Origin of the sequence: Franconibacter daqui (assembly GCF_014644275.1) — a bacterium.
Taxonomy (GTDB): domain Bacteria; phylum Pseudomonadota; class Gammaproteobacteria; order Enterobacterales; family Enterobacteriaceae; genus Franconibacter; species Franconibacter pulveris.
Window position 1 is genome coordinate 212,456 of record NZ_BMKJ01000001.1, and the last position, 22,912, is coordinate 235,367.

A 22,912-nucleotide genomic window follows, 5' to 3' on the forward strand; every position below is an offset into this window, starting at 1 on the left:
CGGTACTACTTTCTAAGCCCAAAGGGCTTGCCAACGAATCATAGCCGCCATGAAGTTTATCATTAAATTGTTCCCGGAAATCACCATTAAAAGCCAATCTGTGCGTTTGCGCTTTATTAAAATCCTGACCGGGAACATTCGTAACGTTCTGAAGCCTTACAGCGAAGAGATCGCTGTCGTTCGTCACTGGGACCACATCGAAGTTCGCGCTAAAGATGAAAACCAGCGTCCCGCCGTGCGCGACGCCCTGACCCGTATCCCGGGCATTCACCATATTCTGGAGGTAGAGGATGTTCCCTTTACCGACCTGCACGATATTTTCGAAAAAACGCTCGCCGACTGGCGCGAAAAGCTCCAGAACAAAACCTTCTGCGTACGCGTAAAGCGTCGCGGCAAGCATGAGTTTAGCTCTATTGAAGTAGAACGCTACGTCGGCGGCGGTCTCAATCAGCATATTGAATCGGCGAAAGTGAAGCTGACGCACCCGGACGTCACCGTGCATCTTGAAATCGAAGACGATCGTCTGCTGCTGGTAAAAGGACGTTACGAAGGGATTGGCGGTTTCCCGATCGGCACGCAGGAAGATGTGATGTCGCTTATCTCCGGCGGCTTCGACTCCAGCGTCTCCAGCTATATGCTGATGCGCCGCGGCTGCCGTGTGCATTATTGCTTCTTTAATCTGGGCGGCGCGGCGCACGAAATCGGCGTGCGTCAGGTCGCGCATTATCTGTGGAACCGCTTCGGCAGCTCGCATCGCGTTCGCTTTGTCGCCATTAACTTCGAGCCAGTGGTCGGCGAAATTCTCGAGAAAGTGGACGACGGCCAGATGGGCGTGGTGCTCAAGCGCATGATGGTGCGCGCCGCGTCGAAAGTCGCCGAACGCTACGGCGTGCAGGCGCTGGTGACCGGCGAAGCGCTGGGGCAGGTTTCCAGCCAGACGCTGACCAACCTGCGCCTTATCGATAATGTCTCCGATACGCTGATTTTGCGTCCGCTTATTTCGCACGACAAAGAGCATATTATTGATATTGCAAGAAAAATCGGCACCGAAGATTTTGCCCGCACCATGCCGGAATATTGCGGCGTGATTTCAAAAAGCCCGACCGTGAAAGCGGTAAAAGCGAAGATTGAAGCGGAAGAGGCGAACTTCGATTTCTCTATCCTCGATAGCGTTGTGGAAAACGCGACTAACGTCGATATTCGTGAAATCGCCGAGCAGACCGAACAGGACGTGGTGGAGGTGGAAACCGTAAACGGTTTTGGCCCTGACGACGCGATTCTGGATATCCGCTCTGTCGACGAACAGGACGACAAGCCGTTGCAAGTCGAAGGAGTAGAGGTAGTTTGCCTGCCGTTCTATAAGCTCAGCACTAAATTCGGCGACCTCGACCAGAGCAAAACGTACTTGCTGTGGTGCGAGCGTGGCGTGATGAGCCGCCTGCAGGCGCTCTATCTGCACGAACAGGGCTTTAAAAACGTGAAAGTGTATCGCCCTTAACGTGTTATGGATTGTCTGTAAACAAAAAGCCTCCCTTGCGGAGGCTTTTTTATTAGTCGTGATAGTTGTAAATGCCGGGCGGCAGCACCAGTTGCGCCGCCACTTCCCGCGCTTTCTCGCGACCCGCCAGCAGATCGATAATCTTCAACGCGAAATCCATCGCTGTGCCGGGGCCCTGGCTGGTCAGCAGCTTGACGCGCGGGTCCCATACCACGCGTTTATCCATCCACTTCTCTTGTGGAATGCGGTCTTTAAGCCCCGGGAAACCGGTCATGTTGCCGATGGGAAAGAGATCATGCGGAACCAGCACCGTGCCGGCCGCCGCGCAAATGGCGGCGACGAGGCGACCTGAAAGATGGAACTGGCGTACGGTTTCCACCAACAGCGGACTGTCGCGAAAACATTCCGCCCCTTTCAGCCCACCCGGCAGAACAATAACGTCATAATCGCCATCTGCGACTTCCACCAGCGGCGCATCCGCCAGCAGCTTCACGCCGCGTGAACAGGTAATGACCCGATCGCCATCGCTCGCCACGCTGGCGGTCGTAACGCGAATGCCGCCCCGCACCAGCAGGTCGATGGTGGTGACCGCTTCGGTCTCCTCAGTGCCAGGTGCGAGGCAGATCAGTGCCGATGCGCTCATAATGGTTCTCCTTACGCTTGATGTGTTCATACAGGCGGGTGTTGGCAGGCAGCGTTAGCCCGTGCGCCCGGGCGCGGCGCAACACATAGCCGGTGATATAGTCGATTTCGGTATGCCGCTGTTGGCGTACGTCCTGCAGCATGGATGAGATGTTCTGCGCGGTGCTCTCCATGACCCTCTCCACATAGAGGAACAGGCTTTCGGCCGAAGTGTGAAGACCTTCACTCACCATAACCTGCGCGACCTCTTCGCAAATTTCCCGGATCTCGTCGTGCCGATGACGCAGTTCGCCGTTCGGGCAGTCGTAGAGCGCGGTCAGCGGGTTGATCACGCAATTTACCGCGAGCTTCTTCCAGCAGGCGGCGCTGATGTCGTTATGCCAGGCCACGTCAGGCAGGGCGTGGTGGAGTTCCGCCGCAAGCTGGCTGTAATCCTGACGGCAGGAGGAGGCCGGGCCGATATGGGTAATGCCGTTCGCAACATGAATGATCAGGTTGCCTTCACGGCGCGCAGCGTGGGTGGTTACCCCCATCAGCAGCGGCTGCGCCAGGTTTTTCAGTTCCTCTATCGTGCCCATGCCGTTATGGATGAGCAGCACAGGGCTGCTGGCCGGCAGACGTTCAGCCAGCGCTTTCACCGCGCCGGAGACTTGCCAGGCTTTCAGCGTCACCACCAGCAGATCGCTCTGCGCCAGGAAATCCGGGTTATTGGCCATGAGCGAGGCGTTGAACACCGTGTTGTCGGTTTCACGCAGGTTTACCTGACAAAAAGGCTGCGGTACCCGCAGCCATCCCTGTACGTCGTGGCCTTGCTTTATTAGCGCGGAAAGCCACAGTTGCCCCAGCGCACCGCACCCCAGTACGGTAATTTTCATTGCTCCTCCCCACCTGCAACGGCGCCAGGCGTTTTATATTGCGTCTATTATAGCGTTGTCGACCAGGCTGCGTCTGGCGGCCCGATTACGGGTTGTTTTATGCAACTTTGCGGGTATTATGCATCGCAACAAAAAGAGAGGGAGAAGAAAACATGCCATCTTTTGATATTGTGTCGGAAGTTGATCTGCAGGAAGTGCGTAACGCGGTGGAAAATGCGACCCGTGAACTGGATACGCGCTTCGATTTTCGTAACGTGACCGCAAGCTTTGAGCTCAATGACGCCAGTAAGACGATAAAAGTCACGAGCGAGTCCGATTTCCAGGTAAATCAGCTGCTGGATATTCTGCGTGCGAAGCTGCTTAAACGCGGCATTGAAAACAGTTCGCTGGACGTACCGGAAGAGTTCGTGCACAGCGGTAAAACCTGGAGCGTGGAAGCGAAGCTCAAGCAGGGCATCGAAGCCAGCGTAGCGAAGAAAATCGTTAAGCTGATTAAAGACAGCAAACTGAAGGTGCAAACCCAGATTCAGGGCGAAGAAATTCGCGTAACGGGGAAATCCCGCGACGACCTTCAGTCAGCCATGGCGCTGGTGCGCGGCGGAAACCTGGGGCAGCCGTTCCAGTTCAAAAACTTCCGCGATTAAGCAAAAGGAAAGGGCGGAAATTCCGCCCTTTTTTATGCTCCTTTGACAACCTGTTCGATTTCAAACCGGTTGGTGACTTTACTGTCAATTTTCACGTAAGCGGTGCGCTCCTGCGGCACAATCACCGCCTCGCTCACCCCTTCCTTCTCCAGCAGGCGCCGCTGCAACGCGCTGCCGATTTCAATTCCTTCAGGCAAGGCAATGCGCAGGCTGCTGACATAGGGCGGCTCTTTCATGGTAGAGCTCACCAGCAGCCAGAATGTCGCCAGCAACGCGCCAATCAGAAACACGGTCTGGGAATCAAAAAGACCGTCAATCCAGCCGCCCAGCGAGCCGCCAATGGCCACGCCGAGGAACTGGCTGGTGGAATAGATGCCCATAGCGGTGCCCTTATAGCCCGCCGGGGCTTCTTTGCTGATAAGCGAAGGCAGCAGCGCTTCCATCAGGTTGAAGGCGAGAAAGAAAAGCTGAACGCCCGCCACCAGCTCCCAGAAGTGCGGTCCTGAACCCCACAGCACGATTTCGGCAATCAGCAGAACCGCTATGCAGAACAGAAATACGCGCTTCATGCGGCGTTTCACTTCGGCGTAAATAATGAAAGGCACGACGGAGACAAAGGAAATCAGCATGGTGCAAAGATAGATTTTCCAGTGCTGAGCGGCGGCGAAACCGGCGGCTTCAAGCTGGCCGGGCAGGGCAACGAATGTCGACATCAGCAGAATATGCAGACACATAATGCCGAAGTTCAGCTTCAGCAACTGCGGATTCGCCAGCACTTTGGTAAAGCAGCCTTTGACCATCGCGGAGTCACGGTTCAGCACGTGCGTGGTGCTGTTCGGCACAACCCACAGAGTAAGGGCGATGCCGCAGCTCGCCAGCAGAGCTATCATCCAGAAGAGCGCCTGCAACCCCAGCGCATGAGTGATAATCGGCCCTAACACCATGGCGATAGCGAAGGTAACGCCGAAGCTCACGCCGATAAATGCCATCGCTTTGGTGCGGTTTTGCTCGCGGGTGAGATCGGAAAGCAGGGCCATGACGGCGGCGGCTATCGCGCCGGAGCCCTGGAGCGCGCGCCCGAGGATAACGCCCCAGATAGAATCAGAAAGCGCGGCCAGCACGCTGCCGGCCACAAAAATCGCCAGACCGCCCACAATCAGCGGCTTGCGGCCGATACGGTCGGAAAGCAGGCCGAAAGGGATCTGGAAGATGGCCTGCGCCAGGCCGTAGATGCCAATCGCGAAGCCAATCAGCGCTTCGCTCGCGCCCTGTAACGCCATTCCGTAAGTAGTAAGAACCGGCAGCACCATAAACATGCCGAGCATGCGCAGCGAGAACACCGTCCCTAAACCCCACGTCGCTCGCAGCTCGACGGGCGTCATTTTGTTATCGTTCATTACCACCTCAGATAAAAAGCAGGCCCTAGTGTAGTGCCACGGCGGGGGAGGGTAAATAATCGCTTATTTAGGAAATATTTCAGAGGTTATCTATTGATGCTGCTAATAAAAAAGGGTGCCGAAGCACCCTTTTAGCAGACTGGCGTCTTACCAGACGTAAGTCAGAAGATTATGTGAGTCAGGCACCATAAAATCGACCGACATCATCACGCTAAGCGAAGTGATGGCGACAATGGAGAAGACGAACAGCTTGCGCGCCCACACCTTGTCGTTTTCGGTTTTATAGCCGCGCAGGGCCATACCGAGCCACCAGACGCTCACCGCCGCCGCAACCACCAGATATTTGTAGCCGGCGTAACCGCCAAGCGACAGCATCAGCGTAGCGACAGCAAAAGCGATGATGTAAAGCGTGATATGGTTCTTGGCGACAGAGATGCCTTTCACCACCGGCAGAACCGGAATATTCGCCGCCTGATAATCCTTAAAGCGGAAAATCGCGATGGCGTAGGAGTGAGGCATCTGCCACAGGCTGAAGATAGCCAGCAGGATGAGCGCGCCGCTGTCAAACTCATTGGTCACGGCGCAATAGCCAATCACCGGCGGCGCAGCGCCGGAGAGCGAACCAATCAGCGTGCCATAGACGGAGTGGCGTTTCATATACAGGCTATAAACGCCCACATAGACCACGAACCCCATCACCCCCAGCCAGCAGGCCAGGGGATTGGCGCCAAACCACAGCAGCATAAAGCCAGCAATACCCAGCAACGCGGCGTACACCAGCGAGACCTGCGGAGAGATCAGGCCTTTCACCAGCACCCGATTCTTGGTCCTTTCCATCTTGCGATCGATATCGCGATCGATGTAGTTGTTGAACACACAACCCGACGCCACTACCAGCGACACCCCAACCAGCGTGAAGAGGAAGAGGGGATAGTCGATGCTGCCCTTGGAGGCCAGCAGGAACCCCCCGATCACGGAGATCAGGTTGCCGAAAATGATGCCTGGTTTCGTTACTTGCAGGTATTGCTTAAACATACTCGCCGCTCTTAGTGAACCATCATGTTGTAGTTGAGGCTCCACATAATCCAGATTGAGCCTACTACCAGGATGGCGATAATCAGCACGGTAAAGACAAAGGCCACCAGGTTCCAGCGCTCCTCAGAGGAGGTGTTCATGTGCAGGAAGCACACCAGGTGAACCAGAATCTGAACCACTGCCGTGACCAGGACGGTACCCAGAATAGCCGTGTGAGACGCAGAGCCATTCATCACCATCCAGAACGGGATGACCGTCAGGATGATGGAGAGGATAAAGCCGGTCAGATAGGTTTTTACGCTGCCGTGATGGGCGCCTGCGTGATCGGTAGAATGACTCATTACATCGCCCCCATCAGATAGACAACAGAGAATACGCAAATCCACACGACGTCCAGGAAGTGCCAGAACAGGCTCAGGCACATCAGACGAGTGCGGTTCATGCTGTTCAGGCCGCGACGGGAAATCTGGAACATCATCACCGCCATCCAGATAAGACCGGAGGTTACGTGAACGCCGTGGGTGCCTACCAGGGTAAAGAACCCGGACAGGAAGCCGCTGCGGTCAGGACCGAAGCCTTCGGCGATCAGATGATGGAACTCATAAATTTCCATAGCGACGAAGCCTGCGCCAAACAGGAACGTCAGACCGAGCCAGGCCATAACCTGGCTGCGGTTGTCTTTGTTCATGGCGATAACCGCCATGCCGTACGTAATGGAGGAGAACAGCAGCAGGAAAGTTTCAACCAGCACAAACGGCAGCTCGAAAATATCTTTCCCGGTCGGGCCCCCCGCCGTGCCGTTCACAAGAACGGCATAGGTAGCGAACAGCGTTGCAAACAGAATGCAGTCGCTCATCAGGTAGATCCAGAAGCCAAAGACCTTATTGGCTCCCGCATCGTGGTGCCCTACGTCGTGCGCATGGGCTCCAGAGTGTGCAAGTGAATCAGTTGACATTTTTCAGCCCTGCTTTGCTAATTTCATCGAAATGCTGGTTTTCCAGTTTCTCAACGGTAGCGACCGGTACGTAGTAATCCACGTCTTCATCGAAGCTTTTCGCAATCCATGTAACCAGGATACCTACGAAGCCCAGCGCCGCCAGCCACCAGATATGCCAGATCATGGCGAAACCGAAGATGGTGCTGAACAAGCCGATAATCACGCCTGCGCCGCTGTTTTTCGGCATATGAATTTCTTCATAATGCGTCGGTTGCTTATACGCTTCGCCTTTGTTCTTCATTTCCCAGAACGCGTCGCGCTCCTGGATTTCCGGCACTACGGCAAAGTTGTAGAACGGCGGCGGAGAAGAGGTTGCCCACTCCAGCGTACGCGCGCCCCACGGGTCACCGGTCAGATCACGGTTCTGGTCACGATCGCGAACAGAGGTGTAGATCTGCATGATGATGCTGAAGATACCGCAGGCAATCAGCAGCGCACCGATTTCAGCCACAATCATCAGCGGTTCGAACATCGGATCGATGTCCTGGCTCACGCGACGGGTCATACCCATGAAGCCCATAGCGTACAGCGGCATAAAGGTCACGAAGAAGCCGATTATCCAGAACCAGAAGGCGCGTTTGCCCCAGGTTTCGTTCATGGTGTAACCAAAGGCTTTCGGCCACCAGTAGGTCATACCGGCGAAGCAACCAAATACCACACCACCGATAATCACGTTATGGAAGTGGGCAATCAGGAACAGACTGTTGTGCAGAACGAAGTCTGCGCCTGGTACTGCAAGCAGTACGCCGGTCATACCACCGATGGAGAAGGTGATGATGAAGCCGATGGTCCACAGCATGGCGGAGTGGAACTGAATACGACCCTGGTACATGGTAAACAACCAGTTGAAGATCTTCACCCCGGTCGGGATGGCGATAATCATCGTGGTGATACCAAAGAAGGCGTTAACGTTCGCACCGCTGCCCATGGTGAAGAAGTGGTGCAGCCACACGATGAACGACAGCACGGTAATCGCGATGGTCGCCCAAACGAGTGAGGTATAACCAAACAGACGCTTTTTGGAGAAGGTCGCGGTAACTTCAGAGAAGACACCGAATACCGGCAGAACCAGGATGTACACTTCCGGATGGCCCCAGGCCCAAATCAGGTTCACGTACATCATCATGTTGCCGCCCATATCATTGGTGAAGAAATGGGTGCCCAGATAGCGGTCCAGGGTCAGCAACGCGATAGTCACGGTCAGGATCGGGAAGGAGACGATAATCAGCACGTTGGTGCAGAGCGCCGCCCAGGTAAATACCGGCATTTTGAACATCGTCATGCCCGGCGCACGCATGCGCAGGATAGTAACGAAGAAGTTAATACCGGTCAGCGTTGTACCGATACCGGAGAGCTGGAGGCTCCAGATCCAGTAGTCAACGCCCACGCCCGGACTGTACTCAATGCCCGACAGCGGCGGATAAGCAACCCAACCGGTCTGCGCGAACTCGCCCACACCCAGCGATACGTTCACCAGGATAACCCCAACAACGGTGAACCAGAAGCTCAGGTTGTTCAGGAACGGGAAGGCCACGTCGCGAGCGCCGATTTGCAGCGGCACCACGAGGTTCATCAGACCGATAACGAACGGCATCGCTACGAAGAAGATCATAATAACGCCGTGGGCGGTAAAGATCTGGTCGTAGTGGTGCGGTGGCAAGAAGCCTTGCTCGCCGGCGGAAACCAGCAACTGCTGGGTACGCATCATGATGGCGTCGGCGAAGCCGCGCACCAGCATAACGATTGCCACGAGAATATACATAATCCCGAGGCGCTTGTGGTCCACGGAGGTGAGCCACTCATTCCACAAATAAGACCACTTACCGAAGTAAGTGAGGCCTGCAACTAACGCCAGTCCCCCGACGAGAATCGCAGCCACCGTAACCATGATAATCGGCTCATGGTACGGGATTGCATCCAGTGTAAGTTTTCCGAACATCGTAATATTCCTCGGCCCCTTAATGAGAGGTTTCCGCTTTGCTCATGTCCATGCCTTCCATACCTTCATGGGATGCGTGTTCCCCTTCCGGCTGGGTCATGTCCATGCTTTTCCCGTGTCCCATGAATTTGTTAATAACATCCTTAAACAAACCCGGTTTGACGCTGGAGAAGTATTCAACCTTGTTGTATTCGCTCGGCGCCGCCAGTTTCTCGTAGGTCGCCATGTCATTGATGGCGTTCGGAGACTGCTTCGCTTTCGCTACCCACTGGTTGAAGGTTTCGGTATCCGGCGTGGCGATGGCCTTAAACTTCATGCCGGAGAAGCCGCGACCGCTGTAGTTAGCGGAGATACCGTTATAGGTGCCGGCTTCGTTGGCGATCAGGTGCAGCTGAGTCTGCATGCCCGCCATCGCATAGATCTGGCTACCAAGGCGCGGAATAAAGAAGGAGTTCATCACCGAGTTAGAGGTGATTTTGAATTCCACCGGGGTGTTTGCCGGGAAGGCAATCTCATTCACCGTAGCGATACCCTGCTCCGGATAAATGAAAAACCATTTCCAGTCCAGTGCGACTACTTCGATGGTAACCGGCTTCACATCGCTTGCCAGCGGACGGCTGGGTTCGAGTGAGTGTGTAGTTTTCCACGTCAGTACCGCAAGGAAGATGATGATAAGGATAGGAATGGTCCAGACTACAGCTTCAACTTTGTTCGAGTGCGACCAGTTGGGGCTGTATTTAGCGTCCTTATTGGTTGCCCGATATTTCCAGGCAAAGCCAATCGCCATTACGATGGCCGGAATAACGACAATCAACATCAGCCCGAGGGCTGTCAGTATCAGCGAACGTTGCTCCAGTCCAACCTGTCCTTTTGGATTGAGAAGTGCAGAATCGCAACCACTGAGTAATACAGTGCCTGCGAATAATGACAACAATCCCAAACTTTTATTGTATTTCCTGAGTCTCATTTAACGACCTCAATTCAGGGGGCTCTATTGTCGCTTAAAGTGTGGCGGCATTTTACGGGAAGGTTACATTACTGTAAACATGGTTGAAGTACTGTCAGGCCCGTGTTAGTGGCTTCTGCCGCATAGGTCACAGCTGTTTCAGCGCATTTCAAATTTATACAAGGAATGGGCTGCTGAGAAGGCTTATAACGAAAGAGGCTTTCAAAGGAGGAACGCGCGGGACAAGGGCATAAACAGGAATTTAAACACACAAATAATTAACAATTAATTATCAATAAAAGGACAATTAAAGAACTTAAAATTAATATTACCTGAGCTGAATCGATAAAGGCAATTTATTCATATTTTTCGATTGATTAATTTTCATCGTTTTTAGTCGCACAAAAAAACAAAAATGTTGGTAAATAAATTGTTGCTTATTTCACCGCTATAATTCCCCTTCGTGATTGCCACGGCAAATAACTTTTTATTATGGCTACCCATTAAGGAGTAAAAATGCCGTCAGGTCTGTTTACGCAGCGCCAGATAGTCAAGCGTTGCGCCCAGCACGACGCCTGCCAATGCCAGCAGCGCGCCGCCTTCCAGCAAAATGGCGCTATGGACGAAAACGATGGCATCCAGTGCATCAGCGATAAGACCTGATAACCCTATGCCCAGCAGCAAAGCGCCTGCGCCAAGCAACCAGAGCGAGAAGCGATAAGCCTGCGGGAAAGCGCGGCGTTGCAGGAAGCCTTCGGTTCGCTGAGTGTATTCCAGCGTATCGCGACAAATCAGCAGCAGCACAATGCCCGGCACGGCGGCGAAGACGGAAAAGAGGTAAAAGCTCGGCCAGCCGTGGCTTTCCACAAACCAGCCTGCAATCGGCCCGACATAGACCCGGCCTACGGCTGAAAGCGCGGAAAGCAGGGCGAATTGCGTGGCGGAGAAAGATTTGTTGCACAGCGTCATCAGCAGGGCGACGAAAGCGGCGGTGCCCATGCCGCCACAGAGGTTTTCAAAAAATACCGCCGCCGCCATGCTCACCATATGTTTATCCGTTATGGAGAGCAGCCAGTAACCAGCATTAGACGCTCCCTGCAGCACGCCGAAAATCAGCAGTGCGCGAAACAGCGACAGTCGTTGCATTAATATGCCGCCATAGAGCGCGCCGACAATGGTCGCAAACAGCCCCAGCGTTTTATTTACGACGCCCACTTCGCCTGCATCAAACCCCACGCCGCGAATCAAAAATGTGGTGGTGAGGCTCATGGCAAAGGCGTCGCCGAGCTTGTAAAGCACGATCAACAGCAGGATTAACCAGGCGTTATTTCGGCCGAAAAAATCACGCAGCGGCTCCGCCACCGCCTGTTCAAGGCTGCGCGGTACGGGAATAGCGTCGTGCGGCTCTGGCGCAAATAGCGTGGCGATAATGCAGGGAATAAGCAGAGCGGCCATCAGCCAGTAAGTCGCTTGCCAGCCAAGCCAGCGGTCGGCAAGCCATAACGCCAGCCCGCCGGAAACCAGCATGGCGAGGCGGTAGCCGAGTACGCTGATAGCCGCGCCCGCGCCGCGCTCTTGCGCAGGCAAAACGTCCGTTTTCCAGGCATCGAATACAATATCCTGCGAAGCGGAGCAGAAGGCGATAATGACAGCCAGCGCCGCCATCCAGCGCAGGTGAGTGGCCGGTTCGAGGAAACCCATGGCCGCGATAGCAATCAGTAAGAGAACTTGCGTCAACAACAACCAACCGCGACGACGGCCAAACAACGGCGGCGTATAGCGGTCCATCAGCGGCGACCAGAGGAATTTAAAGACATAGGCCTGCCCTACCAGCGAGAAAAAGCCGATAGTCTTCAGATCGATATTCTCGACAGTCATCCATGCCTGAAGGGTGCCGGAGGTCAGCGCAAGCGGCAAACCGGAGGCGAAGCCCAGCATCAGGAGGATGGCGGATTTAGGCTGCTGAAAGATACGAAGCGCGTGACTGGACATGGGCATAATAAAAAGCTGGCCCGGCATGCCGGGCCAGTGAAGGTGAGATTAACGGGCGTTCTGCTTGATGAACTCGTGAACGCTGGTGTCCTGCGCCATATCGGCGATGGTGTCAGTCAGGACAGAGTTGACCGCTTCAGCGATATTCTTATTGGACGCCTGAAGCGCGCCTTCAACGGAGTAGCTTGCGCGGTAGTTTTTGGTCATCTTGTTACCGGTCTTCGCAGTGGCGATGATAGAGATATCCGCTTTGGTAGCGATGTTGTAGCGTACGTTGCCCTGGGAAACATCGGCATACAGCTGATTAACGATTATCTGCAAATCTACCGCGCCGTTCGGCCCAATCATATAACCGCGAGAACTCATCTGTTTCTCCAGCACTTCCTGCAGCAGGAAGCGCAGGTCGCGGGAGGCGGTCAGCGTGACGAGCTGATTGTCACGGGTTACTTTGGCCAGCGCCTGATCGGGACGCTGATCGGCGCCGTTGATGCTGATGGTTACGCCCATCAGGCTCGGATCCTGCTGCGGCAGCGTAATCTTCGGTGAAACGTCAATAGTCGTAGGCGGTGTAGCGCAACCAGCCAGCATAAAAAGGGCAACCAGCGGGAAAAAGAGTTTTTTTAACATATTGTGGCTCTCGGAGTACCTTGGGCTGTCAAGAATAAAATTCTCGCCATCATAACATCGCCATTCGCAAGGGGAAGAGGGAATGGATGTAAATTCATCGCGTTGGCCTTTTTCTGAGCAAGTAAGCTGTTTTTTGGTAAGAAAAAGCCTTTGCTCCCACCGTTTAGCTTTACCTCGTGAGGCATTCATCGAAATAATGGAATGAAAAGCTAAAATTTTGTTGCCTGTTGGTTATGTAAACGGTAAATGCGGCTAACATTTATAGACATGGCAGGCATCACAGCGTTGTCGAGGAGATCGTTATGATGGTACGCGAGCAAATAGAATCAAAATTAAGGGCAGCGTTTGATCCCGTGTTTCTGGAAGTCGTAGATGAAAGCTATCGTCACAACGTTCCTGCTGGTTCAGAAAGCCACTTTAAAGTGGTGTTAGTGAGCGATCGCTTTACGGGCGAGCGTTTTTTAAACCGCCATCGCCTTATTTACGGCACCTTAAGCGAAGAGCTGGCCGGCACTGTACACGCGCTTGCGCTGCATACCTACACTATAAAGGAATGGGAAGGGTTGCAGGATACGGTTTTCGCCTCGCCCCCTTGTCGCGGCGCGGGCAGCATCGCCTGAGCAGAGGAATTTGCAACGACGAGGCTTTTTCCAGTATGTTGCGCCAGAGCTAAACGTGTAAAACGGCCTACGGGCCGTTTTGTTTTGTCTGAATTTTGCACGAATTAATGGCGGTTCAGGCAAAAAAGAGCCGGGAAGTGTGAAAAAAGCCGCAAAGCGGTACATTTGCTTTTCTCGACTACCCCCAGGGATGCCGCTATAATGCGCGTCTTATTTTTCGGAATGTCTTCGGGATGATTCTGGCGACAGGGATTGTGATTCTGATTCAGAAAAGATCCCGGTTCTGCGAAGCGATGACCATCATAAGGGCTTCCAGAGTTGACCGAGCACTGTGATTTTTTGAGGTAACAAGATGCAAGTTTCAGTTGAAACCACTCAGGGCCTTGGGCGCCGTGTAACGATTACTATCCCTGCTGACAGCATCGAAAACGCTGTAAAAAGCGAGCTGGTCAACGTGGCGAAAAAAGTTCGTATCGACGGCTTCCGCAAGGGCAAGGTACCGATGAACGTCGTTGCTCAGCGTTATGGCGCCTCTGTTCGCCAGGATGTGCTGGGCGATCTGATGAGCCGTCACTTCGTTGACGCTATCATTAAAGAAAAAATCAACCCGGCCGGCGCGCCGAACTACGTTCCGGGCGAATACAAGCTGGGCGAAGACTTTACCTATGCCGTTGAGTTCGAAGTTTATCCGGAAGTTGAGCTGAAAGGTCTGGAATCCATCGAGGTTGAGAAGCCGGTGGTCGAAGTCACTGACGCTGACGTGGACACCATGCTGGATACTCTGCGTAAGCAGCAGGCGACCTGGAAAGATAAAGACGGCGCGGCTGATGCTGAAGATCGCGTGACTATCGATTTCACCGGTTCTGTTGACGGCGAAGAGTTTGAAGGCGGCAAAGCTTCTGACTTCGTGCTGGCGATGGGTCAGGGCCGCATGATCCCGGGCTTCGAGGAAGGCATCAAAGGCCGCAAAGCGGGCGAAGAGTTCACCATCGATGTGACCTTCCCGGAAGAGTACCACGCTGAAAACCTGAAAGGTAAAGCCGCGAAATTCGCTATCAACCTGAAGAAAGTGGAAGAGCGTGAACTGCCGGAGCTGACCGCCGATTTCATCAAGCGCTTCGGCGTGGAAGATGGCTCCGTTGATGGTCTGCGCGCTGAAGTGCGTAAGAACATGGAGCGCGAGCTGAAAGGCGCTGTGCGTAACCGCATCAAGTCTCAGGCTATCGACGGTCTGGTAAACGCTAACGCAATCGACGTACCGGCTGCGCTGATCGACGGCGAAATCGACGTGCTGCGTCGCCAGGCTGCACAGCGTTTTGGCGGCAACGAGAAGCAAGCGCTGGAGCTGCCGCGCGAGCTGTTCGAAGAGCAAGCTAAACGTCGCGTTATTGTCGGCCTGCTGCTGGGCGAAGTTATCCGCACCCACGAGCTGAAAGCTGATGAAGCTCGCGTACAGTCTCTGATCGAAGAGATGGCTTCCGCTTACGAAGATCCGAGCGAAGTAGTTGAGTTCTACAGCAAAAACAAAGAGCTGATGGACAACATGCGCAATGTCGCGCTGGAAGAGCAGGCTGTTGAAGCTGTGCTGTCCAAAGCCAAAGTGACTGATAAAGCGACCTCCTTCAACGAGCTGATGAACCAGCAGGCATAAGCCCGTATTCTTCTCCCAGGAAGCGCTTAATCAGCCCGTCACCCGGTGGTGACGGGCTTTTTTATGCTGCAACCTGGCGTAGAGGTGCCAATTAGCGCCTTTGGGTGTTAGCGTAACAGCAAAAGATTGTTATGCTTGAAACAGGCCAAACTTATCCCCATTAAAGGGTTAGGCAGTGTAAAGACTCTGACTGATAATCCGTCCGTAAAGGTTGAGAGCCGCTAAGGGCATCGTTATCCTGATGCAGGCTCATGTAGGATCAGTACAGCAGGTTACTCAGAATTTTTATCCAGGAGACGGATATGTCATACAGTGGCGAACGAGATCAATTTGCACCCCATATGGCGCTGGTGCCGATGGTGGTTGAACAAACCTCACGCGGTGAGCGTTCTTACGATATCTACTCCCGTCTGCTTAAGGAACGTGTCATTTTTCTGACAGGCCAGGTCGAAGACCAGATGGCTAACCTGATTGTGGCGCAGATGCTGTTTCTGGAAGCGGAAAACCCGGAAAAAGACATCTATCTCTACATCAACTCGCCGGGCGGGGTTATTACCGCCGGGATGTCGATTTACGACACCATGCAATTTATTAAGCCGGACGTCAGCACCATTTGTATGGGCCAGGCGGCTTCTATGGGCGCCTTCCTGCTGACGGCGGGGGCTAAAGGCAAGCGCTTCTGCCTGCCCAACTCGCGCGTGATGATCCACCAGCCGCTCGGCGGCTATCAGGGTCAGGCGACGGATATTGAGATCCACGCCCGCGAAATCCTGAAAGTGAAAGCACGCATGAATGAACTTATGGCGCAACATACGGGTCAATCTCTTGAGCAAATCGAAAGAGACACAGAGCGCGACCGCTTCCTCTCCGCCAACGAAGCGGTGGAGTACGGCCTGGTTGACTCCATTTTGACCCATCGTAACTAATGCCCGCCAAAGGCAGCCGCTATACTATAGTTAGTAAGCGGCTGCCTTAGTCACCCTGGCGGCTGGCGCCTGTATGGGGCATTGCGTGGTCGCGTGCGGCACGAAGAACAGAAAAGAGGTTTTGACTCATGACAGATAAGCGCAAAGACGGTTCAGGCAAACTGTTGTATTGCTCTTTTTGCGGCAAGAGCCAGCATGAAGTGCGTAAGCTGATTGCCGGACCGTCCGTGTATATCTGCGACGAGTGTGTCGATTTATGTAACGACATTATTCGCGAAGAGATTAAAGAAGTGGCTCCGCATCGCGAACGTAGCGCATTGCCTACGCCGCATGAAATTCGCAGCCATCTTGATGATTACGTCATCGGTCAGGAAAAAGCTAAAAAAGTCCTGGCGGTAGCGGTTTATAACCATTACAAGCGCCTGCGTAACGGCGACAGCTCCAATGGTGTTGAGCTGGGTAAAAGCAACATTCTGCTGATAGGCCCAACCGGCAGCGGTAAAACCCTGCTTGCCGAGACGTTGGCTCGCCTGCTGGATGTGCCGTTTACCATGGCGGACGCCACTACCCTGACTGAAGCGGGCTATGTGGGCGAAGATGTTGAGAACATCATTCAGAAGCTGCTGCAGAAATGCGATTACGACGTGCAGAAAGCGCAGCGCGGCATCGTTTACATTGATGAGATTGATAAAATCTCCCGTAAATCCGATAACCCGTCCATCACCCGCGATGTTTCTGGCGAAGGCGTGCAGCAGGCGCTGCTGAAGCTGATTGAAGGCACCGTGGCGGCAGTACCGCCGCAGGGCGGACGTAAGCACCCGCAGCAGGAGTTTTTGCAGGTTGATACCTCCAAAATCCTCTTTATCTGCGGCGGCGCGTTTGCAGGTCTTGATAAAGTCATCGCCAACCGTGTCGAAACCGGCTCTGGTATCGGCTTCGGCGCAACGGTGAAAGGCAAATCGCAGAAAGCGACAGAAGGTGAATTGCTTTCGCAGGTGGAGCCAGAAGATCTGATTAAATTCGGCCTGATTCCTGAGTTCATTGGTCGTCTGCCGGTTGTCGCTACGCTGAACGAACTGAGCGAAGAAGCGCTTATCCAGATTCTGAAAGAGCCGAAGAACGCCCTGACCAAGCAGTACCAGGCGCTCTTTAACCTGGAAGGCGTTGAACTGGAGTTTCGCGACGAAGCGCTGGAAGCCATCGCGAAGAAAGCGATGTCGCGCAAAACTGGTGCTCGTGGCCTGCGCTCTATCGTTGAAGGCGCACTGCTGGATACCATGTACGATCTCCCTTCCATGGAAGAGGTTGAAAAAGTGGTTATCGACGAATCGGTTATCGCGGGCCAGTCTGAGCCGCTGCTGATTTACGGCAAACCGGAAGCGCAAGCCTCCGGCGAATAAATAGCCTCTTTATACAATCCGTTAAACAATAAATGGGGGAAATAATCCCCCATTTATTTTTCCTGCCATCCTGACATTGAATGTCCGGGAAACATCCCCATATACTGATTTACTTGTTGGTGATGCCGTGAAGTGGGTTCACGTGCACCCATCACCTGGCGGAAACTAAACTAAGAGAGAGCTCTATGAATCCTGAGCGTTCTGAACGCATTGAAATCCCCGTATTGCCGTTGCGCGATGTGGTGGTTTATCCGCACATGGTTATTCCTTTATTCGTGGGACGGGAAAAATCCATTCGTTGTCTTGAAGCGGCCATGGACAATGACAAAAAAGTCATGCTCGTCGCGCAGAAAGAAGCTTCAACGGATGAGCCGGGTGTGAACGATCTTTTCACTGTAGGTACAGTGGCTTCGATTCTGCAGATGCTGAAACTGCCTGACGGCACGGTAAAAGTGCTGGTAGAAGGTTTGCAGCGCGCGCGTATTACCACCCTGTCGGATAATGGCGAACACTTTGCGGCTAAAGCTGAATACCTGAACTCGCCGGCTATTGACGAGCGCGAGCAGGAAGTGCTGGTTCGCACTGCGATCAGCCAGTTTGAAGGCTACATCAAACTTAACAAAAAGATTCCTCCGGAGGTGCTGACTTCACTGAACAGCATCGACGACCCGGCGCGCCTGGCCGATACTATCGCCGCGCATATGCCGCTGAAGCTCGCCGACAAACAGTCCGTGCTTGAAATGTCCGATATCAACGAGCGCCTTGAATATCTGATGGCGATGATGGAATCGGAAATTGATCTGCTGCAGGTTGAAAAACGTATCCGCAACCGCGTGAAAAAGCAGATGGAGAAAAGCCAGCGGGAGTACTATCTGAATGAGCAAATGAAAGCCATTCAAAAAGAACTTGGCGAAATGGACGACGCGCCGGATGAAAACGAAGCGCTGAAGCGCAAAATCGATGCGGCGAAAATGCCGAAAGAGGCGAAGGAAAAGGCCGAAGCGGAACTGCAGAAGCTGAAGATGATGTCGCCGATGTCTGCGGAAGCGACCGTGGTGCGCGGCTATATCGACTGGATGGTGCAGGTTCCGTGGAACGCGCGCAGCAAGGTTAAAAAAGATCTGCGTCAGGCGCAGGAGATTCTGGATACTGACCACTACGGTCTGGGCCGTGTGAAAGACCGCATCCTTGAATATCTCGCTGTGCAGAGCCGCGTAAACAAAATTAAAGGGCCCATCCTGTGCCTGGTGGGACCGCCGGGGGTAGGTAAAACGTCTCTGGGGCAATCCATTGCGAAGGCCACCGGACGCAAATATGTCCGTATGGCGCTGGGCGGCGTGCGCGATGAAGCGGAAATCCGCGGCCACCGCCGTACTTACATCGGCTCTATGCCCGGTAAGCTTATTCAGAAAATGGCGAAAGTCGGCGTGAAAAACCCGCTCTTCCTGCTGGATGAAATCGACAAGATGTCATCCGACATGCGCGGCGATCCGGCTTCCGCTCTGCTTGAGGTGCTCGATCCGGAACAGAACGTGGCGTTCAACGACCACTATCTCGAAGTGGATTACGATCTTAGCGACGTCATGTTTGTGGCGACCTCTAACTCCATGAACATTCCTGCGCCGCTGCTGGACCGTATGGAAGTGATTCGTCTCTCCGGCTATACCGAGGATGAAAAGCTTAACATCGCGAAGCGCCATCTGCTGCCGAAGCAGGTTGAGCGTAACGCCCTGAAAGCGAACGAACTGACCGTTGAAGACAGCGCGATTATCGGCATTATCCGCTATTACACCCGCGAAGCGGGCGTGCGTAGCCTTGAGCGTGAAATCTCTAAGCTGTGCCGTAAAGCGGTGAAACAGCTGCTGCTTGACCCGGCGCTTAAGCAAATAACCATCACGGGCGACAATCTGAAAGATTACCTGGGCGTTCAGCGCTTCGATTACGGTCGCGCCGACAACGAAAACCGCGTAGGGCAGGTGACAGGTCTTGCCTGGACCGAAGTGGGCGGCGATTTGCTGACCATCGAAACCGCCTGCGTACCGGGTAAAGGCAAGCTTACTTACACCGGATCGCTTGGTGAAGTGATGCAGGAATCCATCCAGGCTGCGCTGACCGTGGTACGTGCGCGCGCGGAAAAACTCGGTATCAACGGGGATTTCTACGAGAAACGCGACATTCACGTTCACGTGCCGGAAGGGGCGACGCCGAAAGATGGTCCAAGCGCAGGCATTGCGATGTGCACCGCTCTGGTTTCTTGCCTGACCGGCAACCCGGTTCGCGCCGACGTAGCGATGACCGGCGAGATAACGCTGCGCGGCCAGGTGCTGCCGATTGGCGGTCTGAAAGAGAAACTGCTGGCGGCGCATCGCGGCGGCATTAAAACCGTGTTGATCCCGTATGACAACAAGCGCGATCTGGAAGAAATTCCGGAGAACGTCATTGCCGATCTGGATATCCATCCGGTGAAACGCATTGAAGAGGTGCTGACGCTTGCGCTGCAGAACGAACCGTTCGGTATGCAGGTAGTCACTGCGAAATAGTGACCTGACGCAAAGAGCACTGATAAAAACAGGGCTGGCGAGTGATTTGTCACTTGCCAGCTTTTTTTTGTATAGCTAATTTAGATTGCTGACCGGGCGTGCCATCAATAACTACTGTTGTAAGGGCGATGCATGCCTGTTATAACTGCTGCGCGGTCGCGCTACGAAGGGATCGGGTGCGATATAAATAATAAAGAGAGGAAGAGAAGAGTGAATAAATCTCAACTGATAGACAAAATTGCCGCAAGCGCTGATATTTCCAAAGCCGCGGCTGGACGTGCGTTAGATGCTTTGATTGTTTCCGTTACTGAATCTCTGCAGGCAGGGGACGAAGTGGCTCTGGTTGGATTTGGGACTTTTGCTGTTCGTGAGCGTGCTGCCCGCACTGGCCGCAACCCGCAAACTGGTAAAGAGATCACCATTGCAGCGGCTAAAGTGCCTGGCTTCCGTGCCGGTAAAGCGCTTAAAGACGCGGTAAATTAAGAAACGCTTGCGGAAGTCCCGTAAGGTTTTTGAAACTAAGGGCGCATCGTCAGATGTGCCTTTTTTATATGCCCGGATTTTTATGAGGCGCGTGGGCTGACAACCGCCCCGTTTTCTTGTCACAATACGCCTCAGGGCGCAGCGGCAGAGCCGTGTTCCGAAGGACGCGATACGTCTCTGTGCAGGGTTTACCAGTTACACTACAGCGGAGTGTTGTTACACCATGATGGACAATTTACGCGCGGCGGCTAATCACGTCGTGCTCAAAATCATATTGGGTTTAATTATCGTCTCGTTCATTCTGACGGGCGTAGGTAATTACCTGATTGGCGGTAACAATAATTATGCCGCAAAAGTTAACGGCCAGGAGATTAACCGGGCACAGTTTGAAAACGCGGTCATGGGCGAGCGCAACCGCATGCAGCAGCAGCTTGGCGATCAGTTCTCTGCGCTGGCGGCGAACGAAAGCTACATGAAAGGCATGCGCCAGCAGGTGCTCCAGCGCATGATAGACGAGACCCTTCTCGATCAGTACGCCAAAAAGCTGGGCCTTGGCATCAGCGATGAGCAGGTAAAACAAGCTATCTTTAAGCAGCCCGCGTTCCAGAGCAACGGCAAGTTTGACAACACGCGCTATAACGCCATCGTCAATCAAATGGGAATGACGGCGGATCAATACGCGCAGGCGCTGCGCAATCAGCTGACCACGCAACAGCTAATTAACGCTATCGTCGGCACCGACTTTATGCTGAACGGCGAAACGGATGAACTGGCTGCGCTGGTTTCTCAACAGCGTCTGGTGCGTGAAGCCACCATTGACGTAAACGCGCTGGCGGCTAAACAGCAGGTTTCCGATGCGGAAATCAATAACTACTACCAGCAGAATAAAGATCGTTTCGTGGCGCCGGAACAGTTTCGCGTAAGCTATATCAAGCTGGACGCGGCTGCGATGCCGGAAACCGCGAGCGATGCGGAAATCCAGACTTATTACGATCAGCATCAGGATGAGTTTACCCAGCCGCAGCGTAATCGGTACAGCGTCATTCAGACGAAAACTGAAGCGGAAGCGAAAGCGGTGCTGGATACGCTGAAGCAGGGCGGTGACTTTGCTGCTCTGGCGAAAGAGAAATCAGCCGACATCATTTCTGCCCGTAACGGCGGCGACATGGGCTGGCTTGAGCCTGCCACTACGCCGGAAGAGTTGAAAAACGCCGGTCTGAAAGAGAAAGGCCAGCTCTCAGGCGTTATCAAGTCTTCGGTAGGTTTCCTGATAGTCCGTCTGGATGACGTTCAGCCGGCGCAGGTGAAGCCGCTTGCCGAAGTGCATGACGCTATTGCCGCAAAAGTGAAGCAGGAAAAAGCGCTGGATGCCTACTTCGCGCTGCAGCAGAAAGTGAGCGAGGCGGCCAGCAATGACAACGAATCGCTGGTGGGCGCCGAGCAAGCTGCGGGCGTTAAGGCCGTGCAAACCGACTGGTTCGGCCACGACAATCTGCCGCAGGAGCTGAACTTCAAACCGGTAGCGGATGCGATTTTCGGCGGCAGCCTGATTGGCGAGAACGGCACGCCGGGTAGCAACTCTGACATCATTACCGTTGAAGGCGACCGTGCGTTTGTGCTGCGCGTTACCGATCATAAAGCGGAAGCGACAAAACCGCTGGCGGACGTGCGTAACGAAGTGGTGGACGCGGTTAAGCATCAGAAAGCTGAACAGCAGGCGAAAATTGACGCTGAGAAACTGCTGAGCGCGCTCAAAAACGGCAAAGGCGACGAGGCGCTGAAAGCCGCTGGCCTGAGCTTTGGCGAAGCGAAAACGCTGAGCCGCACCGGTCAGGACCCGCTGAGCCAAACCGCCTTTACCCTGCCGCTGCCTGCTAAGGGCAAACCCAGCTACGGTATGGGCAACGATATGCAGGGGAACGTGGTTCTGCTGGCGCTGGACGAAGTGCGCAGCGGCACGCTGCCGGAAGAGCAGAAGAAAGCGATGGTGCAGGGGATCACCCAGAATAATGCCCAGGTCGCTTTCGAGGCGCTGATGAGCAACCTGCGTAAAGAAGCCAAAATTAAAATGGGCGACATGATAACGGAACAGCAGCAATAACGAGACGTTTCGCACATTTTTGCAATACGCTGCAACAGACAAAGGCCGCTTACGCGGCCTTTTCCATTTTTAAAGATTGCTGTTTGTTGCGTTACGGCTGGCGCAATAAGGTAGCTCTGCTGTCAACAAACAAGGAGAAAACAGCATGAAACGTGGAATCAAAGCACTCTGTCTGGCATTGGCTGTAGCAGGCTGCGGCCTTAGCAGCACCTCACTGGCGGCGCCTTCTGCAGGAAAAGCACAGGTAACGCAAACCCGACCCGATAGCGCCGATAGCAAAGCGCTGACACCTGGCGAAAAAGCATCACAAAGCGAAGAAGGCACCGTCAACATCAATACCGCCACGGTAGATGAGCTGGCGAAGGCGATGAACGGCGTGGGTAAGAAAAAAGCGCAGGCTATCGTCAGCTATCGCGAAGAGCACGGCCCTTTCAAAGCGCTGGAAGAGTTAAAACAGGTGCCTGGCATGGGCGATTCGCTGGTAGAAAGGAACCTGCCTAACCTCACGCTTTAACCGTAACTTGTCCTTGCAGAGTTAAAAACTTTTGCCAGACTAAAGAGGTCATACCAGTGGTGTGACCTCTGTATCGATTAAAACA

General features: G+C 53.9%; 20 protein-coding genes. 10 read left to right on the forward strand and 10 right to left on the reverse strand.

Annotated elements, in window-relative coordinates; translation table 11 throughout:
• Positions 1–49: 49 nt before the first annotated feature.
• Complete coding sequence (thiI, locus tag IEX01_RS01025) at positions 50–1,498, forward strand: tRNA uracil 4-sulfurtransferase ThiI (RefSeq protein ID WP_024557452.1); 1,449 nt, start codon at positions 50–52, stop codon at positions 1,496–1,498.
• 52 nt (positions 1,499–1,550) lie between these two features.
• Here thiI and yajL read toward each other — a convergent pair whose 3' ends face one another.
• Entirely contained in the window at positions 1,551–2,141 is a 591-nt protein-coding gene (gene yajL / locus IEX01_RS01030; RefSeq protein ID WP_024559804.1) for a protein deglycase YajL, read from the reverse strand.
• Positions 2,101–3,015 carry a 2-dehydropantoate 2-reductase gene (gene panE, locus IEX01_RS01035; protein WP_024557450.1) on the reverse strand — a complete coding sequence of 305 codons (915 nt, stop codon included), beginning with the start codon at positions 3,013–3,015 and terminating at the stop codon, positions 2,101–2,103. Before panE ends, yajL begins: the two co-directional genes overlap by 41 nt.
• Positions 3,016–3,167: 152 nt before the next feature.
• Between panE and IEX01_RS01040 the strand changes: the two genes are divergently transcribed.
• Complete coding sequence (locus tag IEX01_RS01040; protein ID WP_024557449.1) at positions 3,168–3,659, forward strand: YajQ family cyclic di-GMP-binding protein; 492 nt, start codon at positions 3,168–3,170, stop codon at positions 3,657–3,659.
• Between the two features lie 32 nt (positions 3,660–3,691).
• Here IEX01_RS01040 and IEX01_RS01045 read toward each other — a convergent pair whose 3' ends face one another.
• The 8 genes from IEX01_RS01045 to IEX01_RS01080 all read right to left on the reverse strand — a co-directional run bounded on the left by IEX01_RS01045 (position 3,692) and on the right by IEX01_RS01080 (position 12,592).
• A complete protein-coding gene (locus IEX01_RS01045; RefSeq protein ID WP_188723119.1) occupies positions 3,692–5,056 on the reverse strand; it encodes an MFS transporter in 1,365 nt (454 codons plus the stop codon).
• A gap of 147 nt (positions 5,057–5,203) precedes the next feature.
• Positions 5,204–6,091: a heme o synthase gene (gene cyoE / locus IEX01_RS01050; RefSeq protein ID WP_024552981.1), complete on the reverse strand. Its 888-nt coding sequence runs from the start codon at positions 6,089–6,091 to the stop codon at positions 5,204–5,206.
• A gap of 11 nt (positions 6,092–6,102) precedes the next feature.
• A complete protein-coding gene (locus tag IEX01_RS01055; RefSeq protein WP_024557447.1) occupies positions 6,103–6,432 on the reverse strand; it encodes a cytochrome o ubiquinol oxidase subunit IV in 330 nt (109 codons plus the stop codon).
• Positions 6,432–7,046, reverse strand: a complete 615-nt coding sequence (locus tag IEX01_RS01060) for a cytochrome o ubiquinol oxidase subunit III (protein WP_024557446.1) — start codon at positions 7,044–7,046, stop codon at positions 6,432–6,434. The genes IEX01_RS01055 and IEX01_RS01060 overlap by 1 nt, the downstream gene beginning before the upstream one ends.
• A complete protein-coding gene (gene cyoB / locus IEX01_RS01065; RefSeq protein ID WP_024557445.1) occupies positions 7,036–9,027 on the reverse strand; it encodes a cytochrome o ubiquinol oxidase subunit I in 1,992 nt (663 codons plus the stop codon). The genes IEX01_RS01060 and cyoB overlap by 11 nt, the downstream gene beginning before the upstream one ends.
• 19 nt (positions 9,028–9,046) lie before the next feature.
• Positions 9,047–9,994 carry a cytochrome o ubiquinol oxidase subunit II gene (gene cyoA / locus IEX01_RS01070; RefSeq protein WP_034882051.1) on the reverse strand — a complete coding sequence of 316 codons (948 nt, stop codon included), beginning with the start codon at positions 9,992–9,994 and terminating at the stop codon, positions 9,047–9,049.
• A gap of 501 nt (positions 9,995–10,495) precedes the next feature.
• The gene (gene ampG / locus IEX01_RS01075) at positions 10,496–11,965 is read right to left on the reverse strand and encodes a muropeptide MFS transporter AmpG (RefSeq protein ID WP_188723717.1); all 1,470 of its coding nucleotides are present in this window, start codon (positions 11,963–11,965) and stop codon (positions 10,496–10,498) included.
• Between the two features lie 48 nt (positions 11,966–12,013).
• Positions 12,014–12,592, reverse strand: a complete 579-nt coding sequence (locus IEX01_RS01080; RefSeq protein WP_024557442.1) for a lipoprotein — start codon at positions 12,590–12,592, stop codon at positions 12,014–12,016.
• A gap of 302 nt (positions 12,593–12,894) precedes the next feature.
• Between IEX01_RS01080 and bolA the strand changes: the two genes are divergently transcribed.
• From bolA to IEX01_RS01120, 8 genes are all read left to right on the forward strand, one after another.
• On the forward strand, positions 12,895–13,212 hold the full coding sequence (gene bolA / locus IEX01_RS01085; protein WP_024557441.1) for a transcriptional regulator BolA: 318 nt from the start codon (positions 12,895–12,897) through the stop codon (positions 13,210–13,212).
• Between the two features lie 352 nt (positions 13,213–13,564).
• Positions 13,565–14,863 carry a trigger factor gene (tig, locus tag IEX01_RS01090; protein ID WP_188723120.1) on the forward strand — a complete coding sequence of 433 codons (1,299 nt, stop codon included), beginning with the start codon at positions 13,565–13,567 and terminating at the stop codon, positions 14,861–14,863.
• Between the two features lie 302 nt (positions 14,864–15,165).
• Entirely contained in the window at positions 15,166–15,789 is a 624-nt protein-coding gene (gene clpP, locus IEX01_RS01095; protein ID WP_024554056.1) for an ATP-dependent Clp endopeptidase proteolytic subunit ClpP, read from the forward strand.
• A 128-nt stretch (positions 15,790–15,917) separates the two neighbouring features.
• On the forward strand, positions 15,918–17,189 hold the full coding sequence (gene clpX / locus IEX01_RS01100) for an ATP-dependent protease ATP-binding subunit ClpX (RefSeq protein ID WP_024557439.1): 1,272 nt from the start codon (positions 15,918–15,920) through the stop codon (positions 17,187–17,189).
• A 185-nt stretch (positions 17,190–17,374) separates the two neighbouring features.
• Positions 17,375–19,729, forward strand: a complete 2,355-nt coding sequence (lon, locus tag IEX01_RS01105) for an endopeptidase La (protein WP_024557438.1) — start codon at positions 17,375–17,377, stop codon at positions 19,727–19,729.
• Between the two features lie 210 nt (positions 19,730–19,939).
• Positions 19,940–20,212, forward strand: a complete 273-nt coding sequence (gene hupB, locus IEX01_RS01110) for a nucleoid-associated protein HU-beta (protein WP_024554059.1) — start codon at positions 19,940–19,942, stop codon at positions 20,210–20,212.
• Positions 20,213–20,435: 223 nt separating this feature from the next.
• Complete coding sequence (ppiD, locus tag IEX01_RS01115) at positions 20,436–22,313, forward strand: peptidylprolyl isomerase (protein WP_188723121.1); 1,878 nt, start codon at positions 20,436–20,438, stop codon at positions 22,311–22,313.
• A 145-nt stretch (positions 22,314–22,458) separates the two neighbouring features.
• Complete coding sequence (locus IEX01_RS01120) at positions 22,459–22,827, forward strand: ComEA family DNA-binding protein (protein WP_024557436.1); 369 nt, start codon at positions 22,459–22,461, stop codon at positions 22,825–22,827.
• Positions 22,828–22,912: the final 85 nt, after the last annotated feature.